Origin of the sequence: Pectobacterium brasiliense (assembly GCF_016950255.1) — a bacterium.
In the GTDB taxonomy this organism is placed as follows: Bacteria; Pseudomonadota; Gammaproteobacteria; order Enterobacterales; family Enterobacteriaceae; genus Pectobacterium; species Pectobacterium brasiliense.
Genome location: NZ_JACGFN010000001.1, coordinates 210,814 through 226,215, shown reverse-complemented (window position 1 = coordinate 226,215; position 15,402 = coordinate 210,814). Strand labels below are relative to the sequence as shown.

15 protein-coding genes are annotated in these 15,402 nt (G+C 53.2%); 10 read left to right on the top strand and 5 right to left on the bottom strand.

Annotated features, from left to right (window positions below; translation table 11 throughout):
* Positions 1-18: 18 nt before the first annotated feature.
* A complete protein-coding gene (gene clpS, locus H4F65_RS01090; RefSeq protein ID WP_005967385.1) occupies positions 19-339 on the bottom strand; it encodes an ATP-dependent Clp protease adapter ClpS in 321 nt (106 codons plus the stop codon).
* Positions 340-761: 422 nt separating this feature from the next.
* Between clpS and cspD the strand changes: the two genes are divergently transcribed.
* Positions 762-983, top strand: a complete 222-nt coding sequence (gene cspD, locus H4F65_RS01085) for a cold shock-like protein CspD (RefSeq protein WP_010277240.1) — start codon at positions 762-764, stop codon at positions 981-983.
* Positions 984-1,096: 113 nt separating this feature from the next.
* Here the strand turns inward: cspD and H4F65_RS01080 are convergent, their stop codons facing one another.
* Positions 1,097-2,761, bottom strand: a complete 1,665-nt coding sequence (locus H4F65_RS01080) for an ATP-dependent endonuclease (RefSeq protein WP_010277243.1) — start codon at positions 2,759-2,761, stop codon at positions 1,097-1,099.
* A 313-nt stretch (positions 2,762-3,074) separates the two neighbouring features.
* Here H4F65_RS01080 and H4F65_RS01075 point away from each other — a divergent pair, with 313 nt between their 5' ends.
* The 4 genes from H4F65_RS01075 to H4F65_RS01060 all read left to right on the top strand — a co-directional run bounded on the left by H4F65_RS01075 (position 3,075) and on the right by H4F65_RS01060 (position 8,617).
* Positions 3,075-3,974: a LysO family transporter gene (locus H4F65_RS01075; protein ID WP_010277246.1), complete on the top strand. Its 900-nt coding sequence runs from the start codon at positions 3,075-3,077 to the stop codon at positions 3,972-3,974.
* A gap of 189 nt (positions 3,975-4,163) precedes the next feature.
* Positions 4,164-5,816 (top strand): hydroxylamine reductase, encoded by a 1,653-nt coding sequence (gene hcp, locus H4F65_RS01070; protein ID WP_010277249.1) that lies wholly within the window; start codon positions 4,164-4,166, stop codon positions 5,814-5,816.
* Positions 5,817-5,954: 138 nt separating this feature from the next.
* The gene (hcr, locus tag H4F65_RS01065; RefSeq protein WP_010277250.1) at positions 5,955-6,980 is read left to right on the top strand and encodes an NADH oxidoreductase; all 1,026 of its coding nucleotides are present in this window, start codon (positions 5,955-5,957) and stop codon (positions 6,978-6,980) included.
* A gap of 200 nt (positions 6,981-7,180) precedes the next feature.
* A complete protein-coding gene (locus H4F65_RS01060) occupies positions 7,181-8,617 on the top strand; it encodes a DUF2867 domain-containing protein (RefSeq protein WP_010277253.1) in 1,437 nt (478 codons plus the stop codon).
* Here H4F65_RS01060 and H4F65_RS01055 read toward each other — a convergent pair.
* Positions 8,614-9,441, bottom strand: a complete 828-nt coding sequence (locus H4F65_RS01055; RefSeq protein ID WP_010277256.1) for an N-acetylmuramoyl-L-alanine amidase — start codon at positions 9,439-9,441, stop codon at positions 8,614-8,616. The genes H4F65_RS01060 and H4F65_RS01055 overlap by 4 nt on opposite strands.
* 61 nt (positions 9,442-9,502) lie before the next feature.
* Positions 9,503-9,826: a heavy metal-binding domain-containing protein gene (locus tag H4F65_RS01050; RefSeq protein WP_010277258.1), complete on the bottom strand. Its 324-nt coding sequence runs from the start codon at positions 9,824-9,826 to the stop codon at positions 9,503-9,505.
* 206 nt (positions 9,827-10,032) lie between these two features.
* Between H4F65_RS01050 and artP the strand changes: the two genes are divergently transcribed.
* The 5 genes from artP (at position 10,033) to artJ (H4F65_RS01025) (ending at position 13,872) form a co-directional block, all read left to right on the top strand.
* Positions 10,033-10,761, top strand: a complete 729-nt coding sequence (artP, locus tag H4F65_RS01045) for an arginine ABC transporter ATP-binding protein ArtP (RefSeq protein WP_010277260.1) — start codon at positions 10,033-10,035, stop codon at positions 10,759-10,761.
* 20 nt (positions 10,762-10,781) lie between these two features.
* Positions 10,782-11,513: an arginine ABC transporter substrate-binding protein gene (gene artJ / locus H4F65_RS01040; protein WP_010277261.1), complete on the top strand. Its 732-nt coding sequence runs from the start codon at positions 10,782-10,784 to the stop codon at positions 11,511-11,513.
* A gap of 11 nt (positions 11,514-11,524) precedes the next feature.
* Complete coding sequence (artQ, locus tag H4F65_RS01035) at positions 11,525-12,241, top strand: arginine ABC transporter permease ArtQ (RefSeq protein WP_010277263.1); 717 nt, start codon at positions 11,525-11,527, stop codon at positions 12,239-12,241.
* Positions 12,241-12,909 (top strand): arginine ABC transporter permease ArtM, encoded by a 669-nt coding sequence (artM, locus tag H4F65_RS01030; protein ID WP_010277266.1) that lies wholly within the window; start codon positions 12,241-12,243, stop codon positions 12,907-12,909. Before artQ ends, artM begins: the two co-directional genes overlap by 1 nt.
* 231 nt (positions 12,910-13,140) lie before the next feature.
* Complete coding sequence (gene artJ, locus H4F65_RS01025; RefSeq protein ID WP_010277268.1) at positions 13,141-13,872, top strand: arginine ABC transporter substrate-binding protein; 732 nt, start codon at positions 13,141-13,143, stop codon at positions 13,870-13,872.
* A gap of 358 nt (positions 13,873-14,230) precedes the next feature.
* Here artJ (H4F65_RS01025) and rlmC read toward each other — a convergent pair whose 3' ends face one another.
* Positions 14,231-15,364, bottom strand: coding sequence for a 23S rRNA (uracil(747)-C(5))-methyltransferase RlmC (rlmC, locus tag H4F65_RS01020; RefSeq protein ID WP_010277272.1), 1,134 nt, complete (start codon positions 15,362-15,364; stop codon positions 14,231-14,233).
* Positions 15,365-15,402: the final 38 nt, after the last annotated feature.

The following is a 15,402-nucleotide window of genomic DNA, read 5'->3' as shown; positions in this document are numbered from 1 at the left end:
CCAATAAATCGCCTGACTTCAGGCTTTTTCCAGCGTACAGAGCAGCGGGTGCTCATTTTCTCTGGCATAACGATTAACTTGTACGACCTTGGTCTCAGCCACTTCAGCGCTGAATACGCCACAAATCGCTTTACCCTGATAATGCACGGTTAACATAAGCTGTGTGGCACGTTCAATATCATAAGAAAAGAACTTTTGCAGAACGTCAATAACAAATTCCATCGGGGTGTAATCATCGTTATTCAACACCACGTTATACATGGAAGGCGGCTGCAATTTTTCTTTCTGTTTATCGGCGGTCAGGTTCTCAGATTGTGACCACGTACTGTTGTTTCCCATTCTCTATCCACATCATGTAACGAATATCGCGACTCACGACATTGGTCTGTTTATTCCTAATAGATCCGAGAAGCAGGAAGTAAGCGCCTGCGACTTGAAAGATGACGGGTATCTCTACATTTACAGTAGCACGTCTGCTTTTTATTTTACCACCTGAGGGATTAAATGGTTCCCGGAAAGCAAAATTCAAGGTCTGTAACCGATATCTTGATTACGCAACGCGATCGTGGGTTCATCAATAGCGTTATCTGCATCAAACTTTGACAAACTGCCCTCCTCACCACGCGGTGGATCGCTTGACGCCGGGATCGATTTCACTAAAGTGTACGGATGAATTGATGGGGTTTTAATCAATTCGTATTCGTAGTAACCAAATAACCACACCTTACTGAAAAGAATACTCTTGCGAAGGATGTCAATGCATGGAGACAGGTACTGTTAAATGGTTCAATAATGCCAAAGGGTTTGGTTTTATCTGTCCAGAAGGGGGCGGTGACGATATCTTCGCTCACTACTCAACCATTCAAATGGATGGCTACCGGACTCTGAAAGCCGGACAGGTTGTCAGGTTTGATGTTCATCAAGGGCCGAAAGGCAATCATGCCTGCCTGATCGTCCCGCAAGTCGCCGAGGCCGCATCCTGACCCCTGCTATACCCTACACGTCTACTCAGAACACGCTACGCTAAACCGTAAAATGACTATAATGCGACAAATGCCGTTCGTTATATCGAACGGCATTTTTTTATTTGTATCCCCTAATCCGCCCGCCCGCGAGCCAGCCACAGCACGCGGGAGAACATGCTGCGGATAAGCGGTGGGATTGCCTCGCTGCCCATCGCTGCGGCTTCCATCGCGACTTCAATCGCCAGGTCTGGCTTGGATGACCGATGAATAGCCTTGATGATGATTTTATGCATCGAGAGCGGCACTTTTTCCGGCAACTGCGCGATGCGGTGATAAACGTGGCTGAATCCCTCACGGTACATGTAGTGTTCCATGTCCGATGCGGGCAAGACGGTCAAATGATCGCGCTCGCTCTCGCCCTGTACGGTTAACATGCTTTTCGCCGTCGCGGCATATTTTTTCCCCGCATCGTCGCCATCGACCAGGACATGCCATTCAATCCCCATACGACGTGCGAACCTCAGCAATGGCCGGAGCCCGGACTGGGCAAATTCAATCACTTTCACCCCTTCCGCCTCAAAATGATGCCCACATTGGCGCGCCAGTTCATTTAGCATCCAAACTTCGGTTTCCCCTTCCACCAGCAGCCAGCAGCGGGCAAAGAGTGACGCGGGTCGATTCATACGAATGTGAAACGCAATGCGTCGGCTATCTTCAGCGCTCATACCCTGACGACCAATACGGTATGTCGCCACCCGCGAGGATTCCCGCACCAGGCGGCACACCTGCTCCATCGGCACCAGCGACAGCAGTTCGCCTGAATTCGTTGTTGTGACCTTTTGAAGCGGCAACTGCACCAAAAGCCCCCAGGCGACGGATAGCATAATCGGGTGCAACCGGGTTTCCGGGTCTTCAATCAGCAAGAGCGGACGCGCATGGGGATCCAACGCCACCGACCCTTTCGCCTGTAACAGCGTAGAAAACAATTCCAGCAGGATAATCCGGCGACTGCGGCTATTGGGGTCGGCAATCAGGCGATTGATGTTATCCAGCGATCGCCACGATTTACCGTTGTGCGTTCGCGCATGCCGATGATGGCGCCGGTCATTACCCGTGGCGTTCTGCTCGGAAAAATAGTGCTCCAATAGTTGTCGCATCGCCACCAGCCCCTGACGCAGCTCTTTATCCGTCAGCTTCTGAGGATTTTGCACCAGCTCACGCATCAGTTGCTCAAACTGCTGAGCCAACTTTTCATTGCTGTTATCTAACGTCGCAGCCAGCGTCCCAGAGCGCAAACGCCGCATAAAGCGCGCGTCACGCAGCCGCAACACCGGATGCAGGCGGATAATTTCTCTGGCCAGTTCATCAATATCATCCAGCGGTATCGGGTGCCCGTCAGCGTCCAGAAAGCTTCGCCAGGTGAAGACCGACTGGCTTTCGTCCACCTCACCTTCTAACCGATAAAAAACGCGATATAGCGACGCTTCGCCCTCCACCCACACGGGGCTAAGCGAACGGTAGCGAGGGGATAAATGATGGCCAGGTGCCGTCTCGCAAAACGTGAAAATAACCTGAAGATGCTTTTCCCGACTATTCTCATCTCCCGGCGTGAAGTGAAAATCCTGCATATCAAAATGGTAAAGAGGCAACGTCGGTGCCAGCAGCAGCGAGAGCGCATCCAGCAGGCTTGATTTCCCCCAGGCGTTCTCACCAATCAGTACGTTGTTCTCGTCCAGCGTCAGCGACAGACGATTGATTCCCCGAAATCCCAGGATTTCAATACTTTCCAGATGCATCTTTTTCTCCTGTAGCCGCTGCCTGCGAGTTTCTGCTGCAAAAATGCTCAATGTATAGAATATCCTGCCAGACAGCGCTTTACTCACTCCGATAATTTGTTTAATTTTAATAGATTATCGTTTTTCTTCCCGCCAAGTGTAGCCGATGAATCCTACGATGTTGTCAACGAACGCACGGTTTGTCTTTCCGCTGTGTCGATGCCTATCGGGATAGAACTGAAGAAGAAAAGCCTCATAGTTTAACGACGGCCCCCTGCCAATCCTAAAATACGGGTTAGCGCCGTTTTTCTCGCGTAAGGACATCAATTCTGTGATGTATTCAGGATTATTAATTATTTTATTACCGCTCATCATTGGCTATCTGGTACCGCTGCGCGGCAAAAAAGGATTACAGCGGGTTAACCAACTGCTGAGTTGGATGGTGTACGTTATTCTGTTTTTGATGGGCATAAGCCTGGCCTTTCTGGAAAATCTCAGCAGCAATTTGTTACTGATCTTCCGCTACACCGCCGTCTTCGCCTGCTGTATTGTCGCGGCAAACGGCATTGCCCTGTGGCTGTGGGAAAAACGCCGCGCGTGGCGTAGCAAGTACAAAGACGCGGCTCCGCCGTCCAGACTGCGAATGATCCTTGAATCGTTCAAACTCTGTGGCGTGGTATTCGGCGGTTTTTTGCTGGGCTTAACGCAATGGCCGGGATTCACCTACGCCAGTAAAGGCAGCGAATATGCTCTGATCTTCCTGCTCTTTCTGGTGGGCGTTCAACTGCGTAACAGCGGCATGACGTTGCGCCAAATCGTATTAAATCGTCGCGGTCTGGTCATCGCGCTCATCGTCGGTATCAGTGCGCTCGGTGGCGGCCTGCTGGCCGCGTGGATTTTGGGTCTGCCGCTAAAAACCGGTCTGGCGATGGCATCCGGCTATGGATGGTATTCGCTGTCAGGCATTCTGCTCACCGACTCCTTCGGGCCCGTCATCGGCAGCACCGCATTTTTCAACGATCTGACTCGTGAGCTACTGGCGATTATGCTGGTTCCCGTGCTAGCACAGCGTAATCGCTCCTGCGCCTTAGGACTTTGCGGGGCAACCTCGATGGATTTCACGCTGCCCGTCTTGCAGCGCAGCGCGGGTATCGATGTCGTGCCTGCTGCCATTGTCCATGGTTTCTTATTAAGCCTCGCGGCTCCCATATTAATGGCGTTATTTTCTTCATAAGCGCACACTGAACACCGTTTTCCCCCTCGTTTATGGGCTGTGATTGAGAGTGATTTTCATTGCCCATCACCAAACTTGCGCTAAATCAAATTTACCTAAAGTTGCAGTAAAAAAGCCTTTTTACCTGCCTCGGCTAACACTATGCTTTAAACAAGCATTTAAAATGCAACTTAAAAAAAGGAAGTCATTATGTTTTGTGTGCAATGTGAACAAACGATTCGTACCCCTGTTGGAAACGGCTGCTCTTACGCGCAGGGCATGTGTGGCAAAACCGCAGAAACCTCCGACCTGCAAGACCTGCTGGTCGCTGTGCTGCAAGGGCTTTCTGCCTGGGCGCTGAAAGCCCGCGAGTTGGATATCATCGATCACGATGTCGACAACTTTGCGCCACGCGCCTTCTTCTCTACGTTGACCAACGTTAACTTCGATTCTCAGCGTATTATTGGCTACGCACAGGAAGCCATTACACTGCGCGAATCTCTGGCTGTTCGCTGCCGTCTGCACGATGCCGCCGTGACCGTCGATCACCCAATGGCAGCCCTGCAACTGGCAGGTAACGATATTCCAACCTTACTGCAACAGGCGGCGGATTTTGCGCTGGATAGCGATAAAGCCAGCGTTGGTGACGACGTTCACGGCTTGCGCATGCTTAACCTTTACGGCCTGAAAGGTGCGGCAGCTTATATGGAGCACGCCCACGTTCTCGGTCAGTATGACAACGCGATCTATGCCGAATATCATGCCTTCATGGCATGGCTGGGCACACAGCCATCTGATGTTGACACCCTGCTAAACAACGCAATGGGCATCGGTAAAATGAACTTCAACGTTATGGCGATCCTTGACCATGGCGAGACCCATGCTTACGGCCATCCACAGCCGACCTCCGTTAACGTCCGCCCAATTGCGGGTAAGGCGATTCTGATTTCTGGTCATGACCTGAAAGATCTGCGCATGCTGCTGGAGCAAACCGAAGACACCGGCGTGAATATTTATACCCACGGCGAAATGCTGCCTGCACACGGGTACCCAGAGCTGAAAAAATTCAAGCATCTGGCGGGTAACTACGGCAGCGGTTGGCAGAACCAGCAGACTGAATTTGCCAAATTCCCTGGCGCAATCGTCATGACCTCCAACTGTATTATCGATCCAAACGTAGGCAACTACGGCGACCGCATCTGGACGCGTAGCATCGTAGGCTGGCCGGGCGTGAACCACCTGGAAGGCGACGATTTCAGCCCGGTTATCGAACAGGCACAGGGTCTGGCTGGTTTCCCATACAGCGAAATCGAGCACATGATCACCGTCGGGTTTGGTCGTGAAACGCTGTTGAGCGCCGCGGATACCGTCATCGATTTGGTTGCACAGAAAAAGCTGCGTCACGTCTTCCTGGTTGGCGGATGTGACGGTAGCCGTGAAGAACGTAGCTACTTCACGGACTTTACGCTGAACGTTCCGCAAGATTGCCTGATCATGACGCTGGCCTGTGGTAAATACCGTTTCAACAAACTGGACTTCGGTACGCTGGAAGGCCTGCCACGTCTGCTGGATGTCGGTCAATGTAATGATGCCTACGCGGCCATTATTCTGGCCGTTAAGCTGGCGGAGAAACTGGGCTGTGGCGTGAACGACCTGCCGCTGAGTCTGGTGCTGTCCTGGTTTGAACAGAAAGCGATTGTCATCCTGCTCACCCTGCTGTCCCTCGGCGTGAAAAATATCTACACCGGGCCAACAGCACCGGGCTTCCTGACGGACAACCTGCTTGCCATTCTGAACGACAAATTCGGTATGCGAGCGATTACCACCGTTGAACAGGATATGAACACCATTCTGGCCGCTTGATGAATCAATGCGGACGGAGGAGCGCGTTCCTCGTCACGCAGCGTGAGGTGTCGGCATTGATGCCTCACGCTGAGCCCACTGTCTTATGGGCCGCCATTTTACACGCTTCACCGTACCCGTTTGTTATGGAGATTGATTATGACCATGCCCGCACTACAGATTGGGCCGACACCGCTGTGTTCTAACCGCATGCAGGTACATTCGATTACTCAGGAAACGCCTGATGTCTGGACGATTTCACTGGTTAATCATGATTTTTATCCGTATCAGCCGGGTCAGTATGCATTAGTCAGCATTGCCAACAGCGCGGAGACGCTACGGGCTTATACGATTTCTTCTTCACCGGGCCTCAGCCGTTTTATTACCTTGACGGTCAGAAGGCTGGATGACGGTGTCGGTTCCCGCTGGCTGACCCAAGCGCTGAAAGTCGGTGACTATCTGTGGCTGTCCGATGCACAGGGCGAGTTTACCTGCGCCAACGCGATCAGCGATCGCTACCTGATGGCGGCGGCAGGCTGTGGCGTCACGCCGATTATGTCGATGTGCCGTTGGCTGCTGGCAAACAAACCGCAAACCGATATCCACGTTATTTTCAACGTGCGCAATCCGCTGCAGGTGATCTTCGCCAAAGAATGGCAGGATCTGGTGCAGCGCTATCCGCAGCAGTTGCATCTGACGCTGATGGCAGAGTTTGACGCTGCGCCCGGTTTCCTCTCTGGACGTATCAGCGGCGACCTGCTGGTCGAACACGTGCCGGATATCGCCAGCCGCACCGTGATGACCTGCGGCCCGGCACCGTACATGAACCAGATTGAAACATTGAGTCAGCAGCTTGGCGTTGCCTCAAATCGCATCTTCAAAGAACAGTTCCGCCCGGCAGATGAAGCACTGGATGAAGATGCCGATCAGCTCACGCTGACCATCAGTCGTCCGCTGAAAAACCTGCGCGTTCCGGTAGGCATCAGTCTGCTGGCCGCACTGGAAGCCAATAAGGTGCCAGTTGTCGCCGCCTGCCGCGCCGGTGTTTGCGGGAGCTGTAAAACCCGCGTGCTATCCGGTAACTACACCACCAGCAGTACCATGACGCTAACACCAGCCGAGATCGAACAGGGCTATGTTTTGGCCTGTAGTTGCCAGTTGCAAGGCGACACCGTTCTAGCCTGATATACCCGCGTTTTACCCCCTTCTGCCTGGTAGCCTCGGCTATCGGGCAGGTAGGTCATGTTAAATGACGCTGGGTTTCAGGCGAGTATTAACGCCATACTTTTCATCGCTTTTGCCCTTTCCCCATTCATCTTTTCCCGATTTGTCCTTTCCAGATTATAGTAAGCCATGGTTATATTTTGCTGTGGAGCCACTGGCACATGACATCCCCCTCAGCCCCGATCCTGATTCTGGGCGCAACTGGCTACATTGGCCGCCATTTAACCGAGCGCTTGAGCAAACAAGGCAACCGAGTTATCGCTGCCGGTCGGAATATCGAATCCCTCGCGTCACGGCATTGGCCGGGCGTCGACTGCCAACAGGTTGATCTCGCTAAGCCAGAAAGTTTGCCTGATGGCCTGTGGGGCGCGGAAACACTCTATTATCTGGTGCACAGCATGGGCGACGGCGCAAACTTCGTCGCAAGAGAACGGATGACCGCCATGAACCTGCTGCTGACACTGGCTTCCAGCAAGGTAAAACAGATTATTTATCTGGGGTCGCTTCAGGCAAAAAACGATACCTCACCGCACATGCAGGCACGCCAGATCACGGGAGATATTTTACGCAGCAGCGGTATTCCCGTCACAGAGCTGCGTGCGGGCATTATTATCGGGACCGGTTCGGCGGCGTTCGAAATCATGCGCGATATGGTCTATAACCTGCCGATACTGACGCCGCCGCGCTGGGTGCGCTCTAAATCATCCCCTATTGCACTGGAAAACCTGCTGGTGTATCTGATCGGCATCGCACAGCACCCCGCGACAGAAAACCGCATCATGGATGCCGCAGGCCCCGAATACATCAGCTACCAGACCATGTTCGAGCGTTTCATTCAGATCAGCGGCAAGCGCCGGTTGCTGATTCCCGTTCCCATGCCGACGCATCTGGTGTCTGTCTGGTTCTTGCATCTGGTGACCTCGGTTCCCCCCTCCATCGCCCGCGCCCTAATTCAGGGGCTAAAACACGACTTACAGGCCGATGGCCGCGAATTACAGGCATTAATCCCACAAACGCTGATGAGCTTTGATGACGCCGTGCGCCTCACGCTGCAAAGCGAAATGGAGAGCGTACAGCAGGCCGACTGGGGCGATGACACCGAGGTGCGCGCGCGCTGGAAGCCGAATTATGGCTTTTACCCTAAACAAGCGGGCCATACGATGGAAACGCCCGCGTCCAGTGAGGCGCTCTGGCAGGTCATCCAGCAGGTCGGCGGGAAGGAAGGCTATTTTTACGCGAATGCACTGTGGAACATCCGCGCCCGGCTGGATGATCTCTGCGGTAACGGCGTGACTTATGGACGCCCCGAGCGTCCAACGCTGGAAGTGGGCGACAAGATTGATGGCTGGAAGGTTATCTCGATCAAGCCACAACGTCAGTTGGTGCTACTATTCGGCATGAAAGCACCGGGGCTGGGGAAACTCAACTTTACTATCACGGATAAAGGCACTCACCGAACCGTGGACGTCCGCGCCCGCTGGCACCCTTCCGGGTTCAACGGGCTGGTCTACTGGTTCCTGATGATGCCTGCTCATCTTTTTATTTTCCGTGGTATGGCGGCGCGTATTGCGAAACTGGCAGAAAAGGAAACGGTTTAGCGGCTGCCATATTTCTCCAGCAGCGCGTCGACAATCGCTTCACTCTGCGCATCAGGCTGGCCTTGATAGTTCTCGGGGCGGAAATGCATTTGGAAAGCGGCGATCACCTGCCGCTTCTCACGCGCGCTCATGGTGTCCTGCACCGAGTAGCCATAGCGCCCCAACTTTTCCAGCAGAACCGCTTCATCCACTGGCTGCATCGGCAAACGTCCATTCAAATAGAACGCTACCCGCTGCGCATCCGGCCAGGCACCCACACCCGCTTGCGCAAGCGCTTTCCACGGGAAGAGCGGCCCAGGGTCTTGTTTGCGCTGTGGGGCGATATCGCTGTGCGCCACCACGTTCTGCGGCGCAATCTGATAGCGATCAACGATATCCCGGGCGATCGCGTTCACGAGCTGAATTTGCGAAGCGGTAAACGGTTCCCACGTATAGCCGGTTAGCGTGCGCTGATAGCCCGCGTTTTCGATCTCAATGCCAATCGACGAATTATTCAGTCGACTAAATCCACGCCAGCTACTGGCTCCCGCATGCCAGGCAGCCTGAGATTCCGGCACCAGTTGCCAGGCAAGTGGCTTACCGTGCTGCAAAGGTGGATGTGCTGGAACCAGATAATGCGCGCTGACGTGATCATCCGTCAGAATATTCAGCGAGGTGGCAAAGTCTTCTGCCGTATAATGAATCACTAAAAAGCGGATGCGAGACTCCTGCGCTCGCGACTGCAATGCGGTCTCCAGCACATAATTATTCTGTTCTTTCAACGAAGAGGCCGACTGGCAACCTGCTAACAGCCCCAGCGCTATGCAGACCATCCATTTCAACATCGTTGTTCCACCGCTTTTTCACACCGTCTCTGGCAACGTAAAGTATGACGAGTATAAGCCACTAGCGGCGAACCTTTACTGCGGTGCCGCTAACGGTCACCATCAGCATACTGCCGTCCTTCCCAACAGTTTCATAGTCAAGATCGATGCCTACCACGGCATTCGCCCCTAAATCTTCGGCTTGCTCCTGTAACTCTTTGAACGCAATCTGCCGCGCCTTACGCAGCTCTTTCTCATAGGCACCGGAACGGCCGCCGACGACATCGCGGATACTGGCAAAAAAGTCACGGAAGATGTTCGCCCCCAGGATGGCTTCGCCGGTCACGACGCCACAATATTCAGTAATGATGAAGCCTTCCAGATTCGGCGTAGTGGATAATTGCATGTCGTCTCCTTTCACTGCTATTGGCTATATAGGGCGCGGCTCTGCTGGCATCGCGATGAGGAAGCACGTGCTCAGCCGTAAGTCACTATTTTGTGCTATTATTTAACCAACAAATCGCTTATTGGCAAATTTTAACCCACGGTGATTGCATAACTATTCTGCCGACGTTAACATTCGCCGCATCAATGTCTATTCAATTCTTACGCATGAGTATTCAACTAAACGGCATTAACTGTTTCTACGGCACATACCAGGCGCTATTTGATATCACCCTCGATTGTCCTGCGGGTGAAACGCTGGTGCTTCTTGGTCCCAGCGGTGCGGGAAAGAGCTCGCTGATACGCGTTCTTAATCTGTTGGAAATGCCACGTTCTGGCAAGCTTTCTATCGCCGGTAATCAGTTTGATTTTCAGCGCACGCCATCCGACAGCGCGATCCGTGAATTGCGTCAGAATGTTGGGATGGTGTTCCAGCAATATAATTTGTGGCCGCATCTGACCGTAGTGCAGAACCTGATCGAAGCGCCTTGCCGCGTGCTGGGGCTGAGTAAGGAAGAGGCGAAAGCGCGAGCGGGCAAGCTGCTGACGCGCCTGCGCCTCAATGACTTTGCCGATCGCTTCCCTCTTCATCTTTCTGGCGGACAGCAACAGCGTGTCGCGATTGCTCGTGCACTGATGATGGAACCTCAGGTTCTACTGTTTGATGAACCGACAGCCGCGCTGGATCCAGAAATTACCGCTCAGGTCGTCAATATCATCCGTGAATTGGCAGAAACTGGCATTACGCAGGTGATTGTGACCCACGAAGTTGAATTTGCCCGTAAAACGGCCAGCCGTGTGGTGTATATGGAAAACGGCCGCATCGTTGAACAAGGGGATGCGACGCACTTTACCCAGCCGCAGACGCCTGAATTCGCTGGTTATTTGTCACATTGATTACTATCAGGAAAATGATAATGAAAAAATTGATTGTTGCAGCCTTATTCGCCGTTGGTGCCGCCTCTGCTAACGCCGCAGATACCATCCGTTTCGCAACCGAAGCCTCCTACCCTCCGTTCGAATTTGTCGATGCCAATAACCGGATACAGGGTTTTGATATCGATCTGGCCAATGCGCTGTGCAAAGAAATGCAGGCGACCTGCACGTTTAGCAATCAGGCCTTCGACAGCCTGATCCCTGGCCTGAAATTCCGCCGTTTCGAAGCCGTCATCGCGGGAATGGACATTACCCCTGAGCGTCAGCAGCAGGTGTCGTTCACCCAGCCTTACTATGACAACTCCGCTCAGTTTATTGCTCAGAAAGGGAAAGTTGCCGATATCGCCGCGCTGACAGGCAAACGCGTTGGTGTACAGAATGGCACCACCCATCAGAAATACCTGATGGAAAAGCATAGCGATATCAAAACCGTGCCATACGACAGCTACCAGAATGCCGTGCTGGACCTGAAAAATGGTCGTCTGGATGCCGTGTTCGGTGACACCGCTGTGGTTAACGAATGGCTGAAGCAGAACGATGCGCTGGCAACCGTGGGTCAGAAAGTGACGGATAAAGGTTACTTCGGTGTCGGTCTGGGCATCGCCGTGCGCCAGAACAACGATGAGCTGCTGAAAAAATTCGACACAGCGCTCAACAAAATCAAGCAGGATGGCACTTACGAGACCATCTACAAAAAATGGTTCCAGCAGTAATCTGACGCTCAATGATTGAATTTCAACCTCTTGCAAGCGCCGCCGGGATGACCGTCGGCCTTGCCGTTTGTGCACTGGTGCTCGGCCTCGTGCTGGCGATGCTGTTTGCCGTTTGGGAAACTGTCCGCTGGAAAGCCGTTAGCTGGACGGGAACCGCCGTCGTGACGCTGTTGCGCGGCCTGCCAGAAATTCTGGTCGTGCTGTTCATCTATTTCGGCTCTTCTCAGCTGCTGATGATGCTGGCAGACGGATTTACCCTGAATCTCTTCATCGTGCAGATTCCGGTAAAACTGGATATCGGCATGTTTGAAATCAGCCCCTTCCTGTGCGGCGTGATTGCGCTGGCGCTGCTGTATGCCGCCTACGCATCCCAAACGCTGCGCGGCGCGCTGAAAGCCGTCCCGCAAGGGCAATGGGAATCGGGTCAGGCGCTGGGACTCAGTAAAGCAGCGATCTTTTTCCGTCTGATCATGCCGCAGATGTGGCGTCACGCCCTGCCGGGATTAGGCAATCAGTGGCTGGTATTGCTGAAAGATACCGCGTTAGTATCGCTGATCAGCGTGAACGATTTGATGCTGCAAACCAAAAGCATTGCGACACGGACGCAGGAGCCATTCACCTGGTACGTTGTCGCGGCGGCGATCTATTTGATTATTACGCTGTTAAGTCAGTACGTGCTGAAACGCATTGAACTGCGCACCACGCGTTTTGAGCGGAGGCCTTCCTGATGCTCGCTTATTTACCTGAGCTAGTAAAAGGCCTGCATACCAGCCTGACCTTAACGGCGGTCTCCATCGTCGTGGCGCTGGTGTTATCGCTGCTGCTGACTGTAGTGCTGACGCTCAAAACGCCGGTCATATCGCTGTTGGCGAAAGGCTACATTACGCTGTTTACCGGTACGCCGCTGTTGGTGCAAATCTTTCTGATTTACTACGGGCCCGGGCAATTTACTTCTATCCAGCAAATCCCCTGGCTGTGGAACCTGCTTTCACAACCGTGGCTGTGTGCAATGGTGGCACTGGCGCTCAATAGCGCGGCTTATACTACGCAGCTGTTCTATGGTGCGGTAAAAGCGATTCCCGCCGGGCAGTGGCAATCCTGTGCCGCGTTGGGCATGGATCAGAAGCAGACATTACGTATTTTGCTGCCATTTGCGTTTAAACGTGCGCTGTCTTCTTATTCAAATGAAGTGGTGCTGGTGTTTAAGAGTACCTCACTGGCTTACACCATCACCCTGATGGAAGTGATGGGCTACAGCCAGCTGATGTACGGCCGGACGTATGATGTGATGGTGTTTGGTGCAGCAGGGATTATCTACCTGTGCGTCAACGGGTTACTGACACTACTGATGCGCTGGGTTGAACGGCGCTCGCTGGCATTCGAACGCCGCAATTAATGCTTATTGCATGTATCCACTTAGAAAGCAGGCTTTGATAGCCTGCTTTTTTTATGGCAAGCCATCCCTGACCGCCCTCCTTACGGGCCGTTGTTGACGTAAAAACATGCAATAAATCGACTTGTTAATCATTTTAATTGCATATAAATTCAATCAGTGGCATGGTAATCGCCATGACGTCGGAACCCTTCCGCACAGTTATCCTATAAGAAAAACAGACAGGAGTAGGTAATGAAAAAATTAGTGCTCGCCACGTTATTGGCAGGAATCGCCTTCAGCGCCACCGCCGCAGACACCATCCGTTTTGCATCATCAGCTACCTACCCGCCATTTGAGTCACTGGATGCCAGCAACGAAATCGTCGGTTTCGATATGGATCTGGCGAAAGCGCTGTGTAAGCAAATGCAGGCGACCTGTACATTCACCAATCAGGCGTTTGACAGCCTGATCCCTGCGCTGAAATTCCGTCGCTATGACGCCGTGATTTCCGGTATGGACATCACGCCAGAGCGCAGCAAGCAGGTCGCGTTCACGCAGCCTTACTATGCCAACTCCGCCGTGGTTATCGCGCAAAAAGGGAAATTCAGCGACTTTGCCGCGATGAAGGGCAAACGCATTGGTATGGAAAACGGCACGACGCACCAGAAGTACATGCATGATAAGCACCCGGAAGTGCAAACTGTTTCTTATGACAGCTACCAGAACGCGGTACTGGATCTGAAAAATGGCCGTATTGATGGTGTATTCGGTGATACCGCTGTCGTCAACGAGTGGATCAAGGCGAGCCCTGAACTGGCAACGGTTGGCGAGCATGTGACTGACGCGGAATACTTCGGCACTGGGCTGGGCATCGCCGTTCGCCCCGATGACAAAGCGCTGTTGGAGAAACTGAATAAAGCGCTGGACGCCATCAAAGCGGACGGCACTTATAAAACCATCAACGACAAGTGGTTCCCGCAATAAGGTTTGATCTGCGCGGTGTGAATGCACCGCGTTATCGAACGCTTCCATGTCAGATAGTTCAAAGATTTCGTGCGTATTGATTACCGCATTTCTATGTCATTTCATCACACGCCCGACAAGGCGCGCTCAAACGCCGCAGCGCCTTGACCACTGGCTTTGATGGCGTGAATTGCGCCGCTGCGCGTTACCTTCGGCGTTCGTATCCGCTGTTCGGACCGTCTGCGACGCGTTCCTTACGCGGCGCAGACTTTCGCGGCGTCCATGCCGCTCATCCGGCGGCCACGCCCACCTCAGCGCAATTTTTTACGCCAACTGTGGCAACACCGTAAATAGAGTATTCAGATGTCCTGACTTTGCCTTAGCCATCCTCACGCTTCAATAACGTCAGCACTTCGTAATGTGCCGTGTGCGGGAACATGTCGAATAGCTGCACGCGCAGCGCTCGGTAATTCGTCAGCTCTGTCATGTCTTTCGCCATGCTTTCAGCGTTACAGCTGGAATAGAGAATATAGTCCGGTGCCATGCGGCTCAGGTAGGCGCACAGTTCACTGCCGATACCACGGCGTGGTGGGTTGACTAATACCAGATCCGGAATTTCCGCTTTAGCGGTCGCGAACTGCGTGGAATCCAGCGCCTGAAACTCCACCTGCTTCAACCCTAACTGTTCCGCAGAGCGACGCGCGCAGGCTATCGCCTCGGCGCTGATTTCAATCCCCGTCAGACGCATCTCCGATGACGCACAGTGCAGGCCAAAACCCCCTACCCCGCAAAACAGATCCCACATACTGGTAATATTCAGCTCTGCTACCCAATCGCGAGCCGTCGCATACAGCGCGGCTGCCACCTGCGGGTTGGTCTGGAAAAAGCTTTGCGGACGGATATACAACGGCACCTGGTTGAACTGTTCAGCCAACGCGGCAGCGTCACTCAGGATAATCTCCGTTTTCCCTTCCATAATCGCCTGATGCACGGGCTGAATATTGACGGATATCACCTCAAGCTGTGGCAACTGCTGCTGTAGCCAGGGCAATGCGGCACGCAACTGCGGCAGCTTGGTTTCCGAGCGTAGGACAAAGCGCAGCATGAATGTGCCGTGCTGCGTACTTTCCGTCAGCAGCAGATATTTCAGCTCCCCACGGCGTCGAGCCACGTTATAAGGCGTCAGCCCCGCCCGAGCAATGAAGACTTTAAGCACGTCGAAAATCGGAGCGAAGGTGGACGGATAAAGTGGACAATCGCAAAGATCCACCGCCGTTCCATCACGATGTAGCATTCCCAGCAGCGGGCGTTCCACGCTGCCGCTCACCACCATCTTGGCTTTATTACGAAAGGCAGACTGGACAGAAGGCTGCACGGGCAACCAGCACTGCACGGCATGCGGTTGCAGCAACCCTTCAAGATGTTGCTGCTTATCAGACAATTGCTGCGGGTAGGCTTTTTCCAGCCATTGGCAGGAACGACAGGTTCCCGTGCTGTAGCGGGCACAATGCATAAAAATCTAACTATTAAAATAATACGGAATACGAGGAT

Bases quoted from the DNA above. Each gene is read 5' to 3' on its own strand.
- artQ (WP_010277263.1), top strand. From the start codon at position 11,525: ATGATTGAATTTCAACCTCTTGCAAGCGCCGCCGGGATGACCGTCGGC.
- H4F65_RS01080 (WP_010277243.1), bottom strand. From the start codon at position 2,761: ATGCATCTGGAAAGTATTGAAATCCTGGGATTTCGGGGAATCAATCGT.
- artJ (WP_010277268.1), top strand. From the start codon at position 13,141: ATGAAAAAATTAGTGCTCGCCACGTTATTGGCAGGAATCGCCTTCAGC.
- artM (WP_010277266.1), top strand. From the start codon at position 12,241: ATGCTCGCTTATTTACCTGAGCTAGTAAAAGGCCTGCATACCAGCCTG.
- hcp (WP_010277249.1), top strand. From the start codon at position 4,164: ATGTTTTGTGTGCAATGTGAACAAACGATTCGTACCCCTGTTGGAAAC.
- artJ (WP_010277261.1), top strand. From the start codon at position 10,782: ATGAAAAAATTGATTGTTGCAGCCTTATTCGCCGTTGGTGCCGCCTCT.
- hcr (WP_010277250.1), top strand. From the start codon at position 5,955: ATGACCATGCCCGCACTACAGATTGGGCCGACACCGCTGTGTTCTAAC.
- cspD (WP_010277240.1), top strand. From the start codon at position 762: ATGGAGACAGGTACTGTTAAATGGTTCAATAATGCCAAAGGGTTTGGT.
- H4F65_RS01055 (WP_010277256.1), bottom strand. From the start codon at position 9,441: ATGTTGAAATGGATGGTCTGCATAGCGCTGGGGCTGTTAGCAGGTTGC.
- H4F65_RS01075 (WP_010277246.1), top strand. From the start codon at position 3,075: ATGTATTCAGGATTATTAATTATTTTATTACCGCTCATCATTGGCTAT.
- H4F65_RS01050 (WP_010277258.1), bottom strand. From the start codon at position 9,826: ATGCAATTATCCACTACGCCGAATCTGGAAGGCTTCATCATTACTGAA.
- H4F65_RS01060 (WP_010277253.1), top strand. From the start codon at position 7,181: ATGACATCCCCCTCAGCCCCGATCCTGATTCTGGGCGCAACTGGCTAC.
- artP (WP_010277260.1), top strand. From the start codon at position 10,033: ATGAGTATTCAACTAAACGGCATTAACTGTTTCTACGGCACATACCAG.
- clpS (WP_005967385.1), bottom strand. From the start codon at position 339: ATGGGAAACAACAGTACGTGGTCACAATCTGAGAACCTGACCGCCGAT.
- rlmC (WP_010277272.1), bottom strand. From the start codon at position 15,364: ATGCATTGTGCCCGCTACAGCACGGGAACCTGTCGTTCCTGCCAATGG.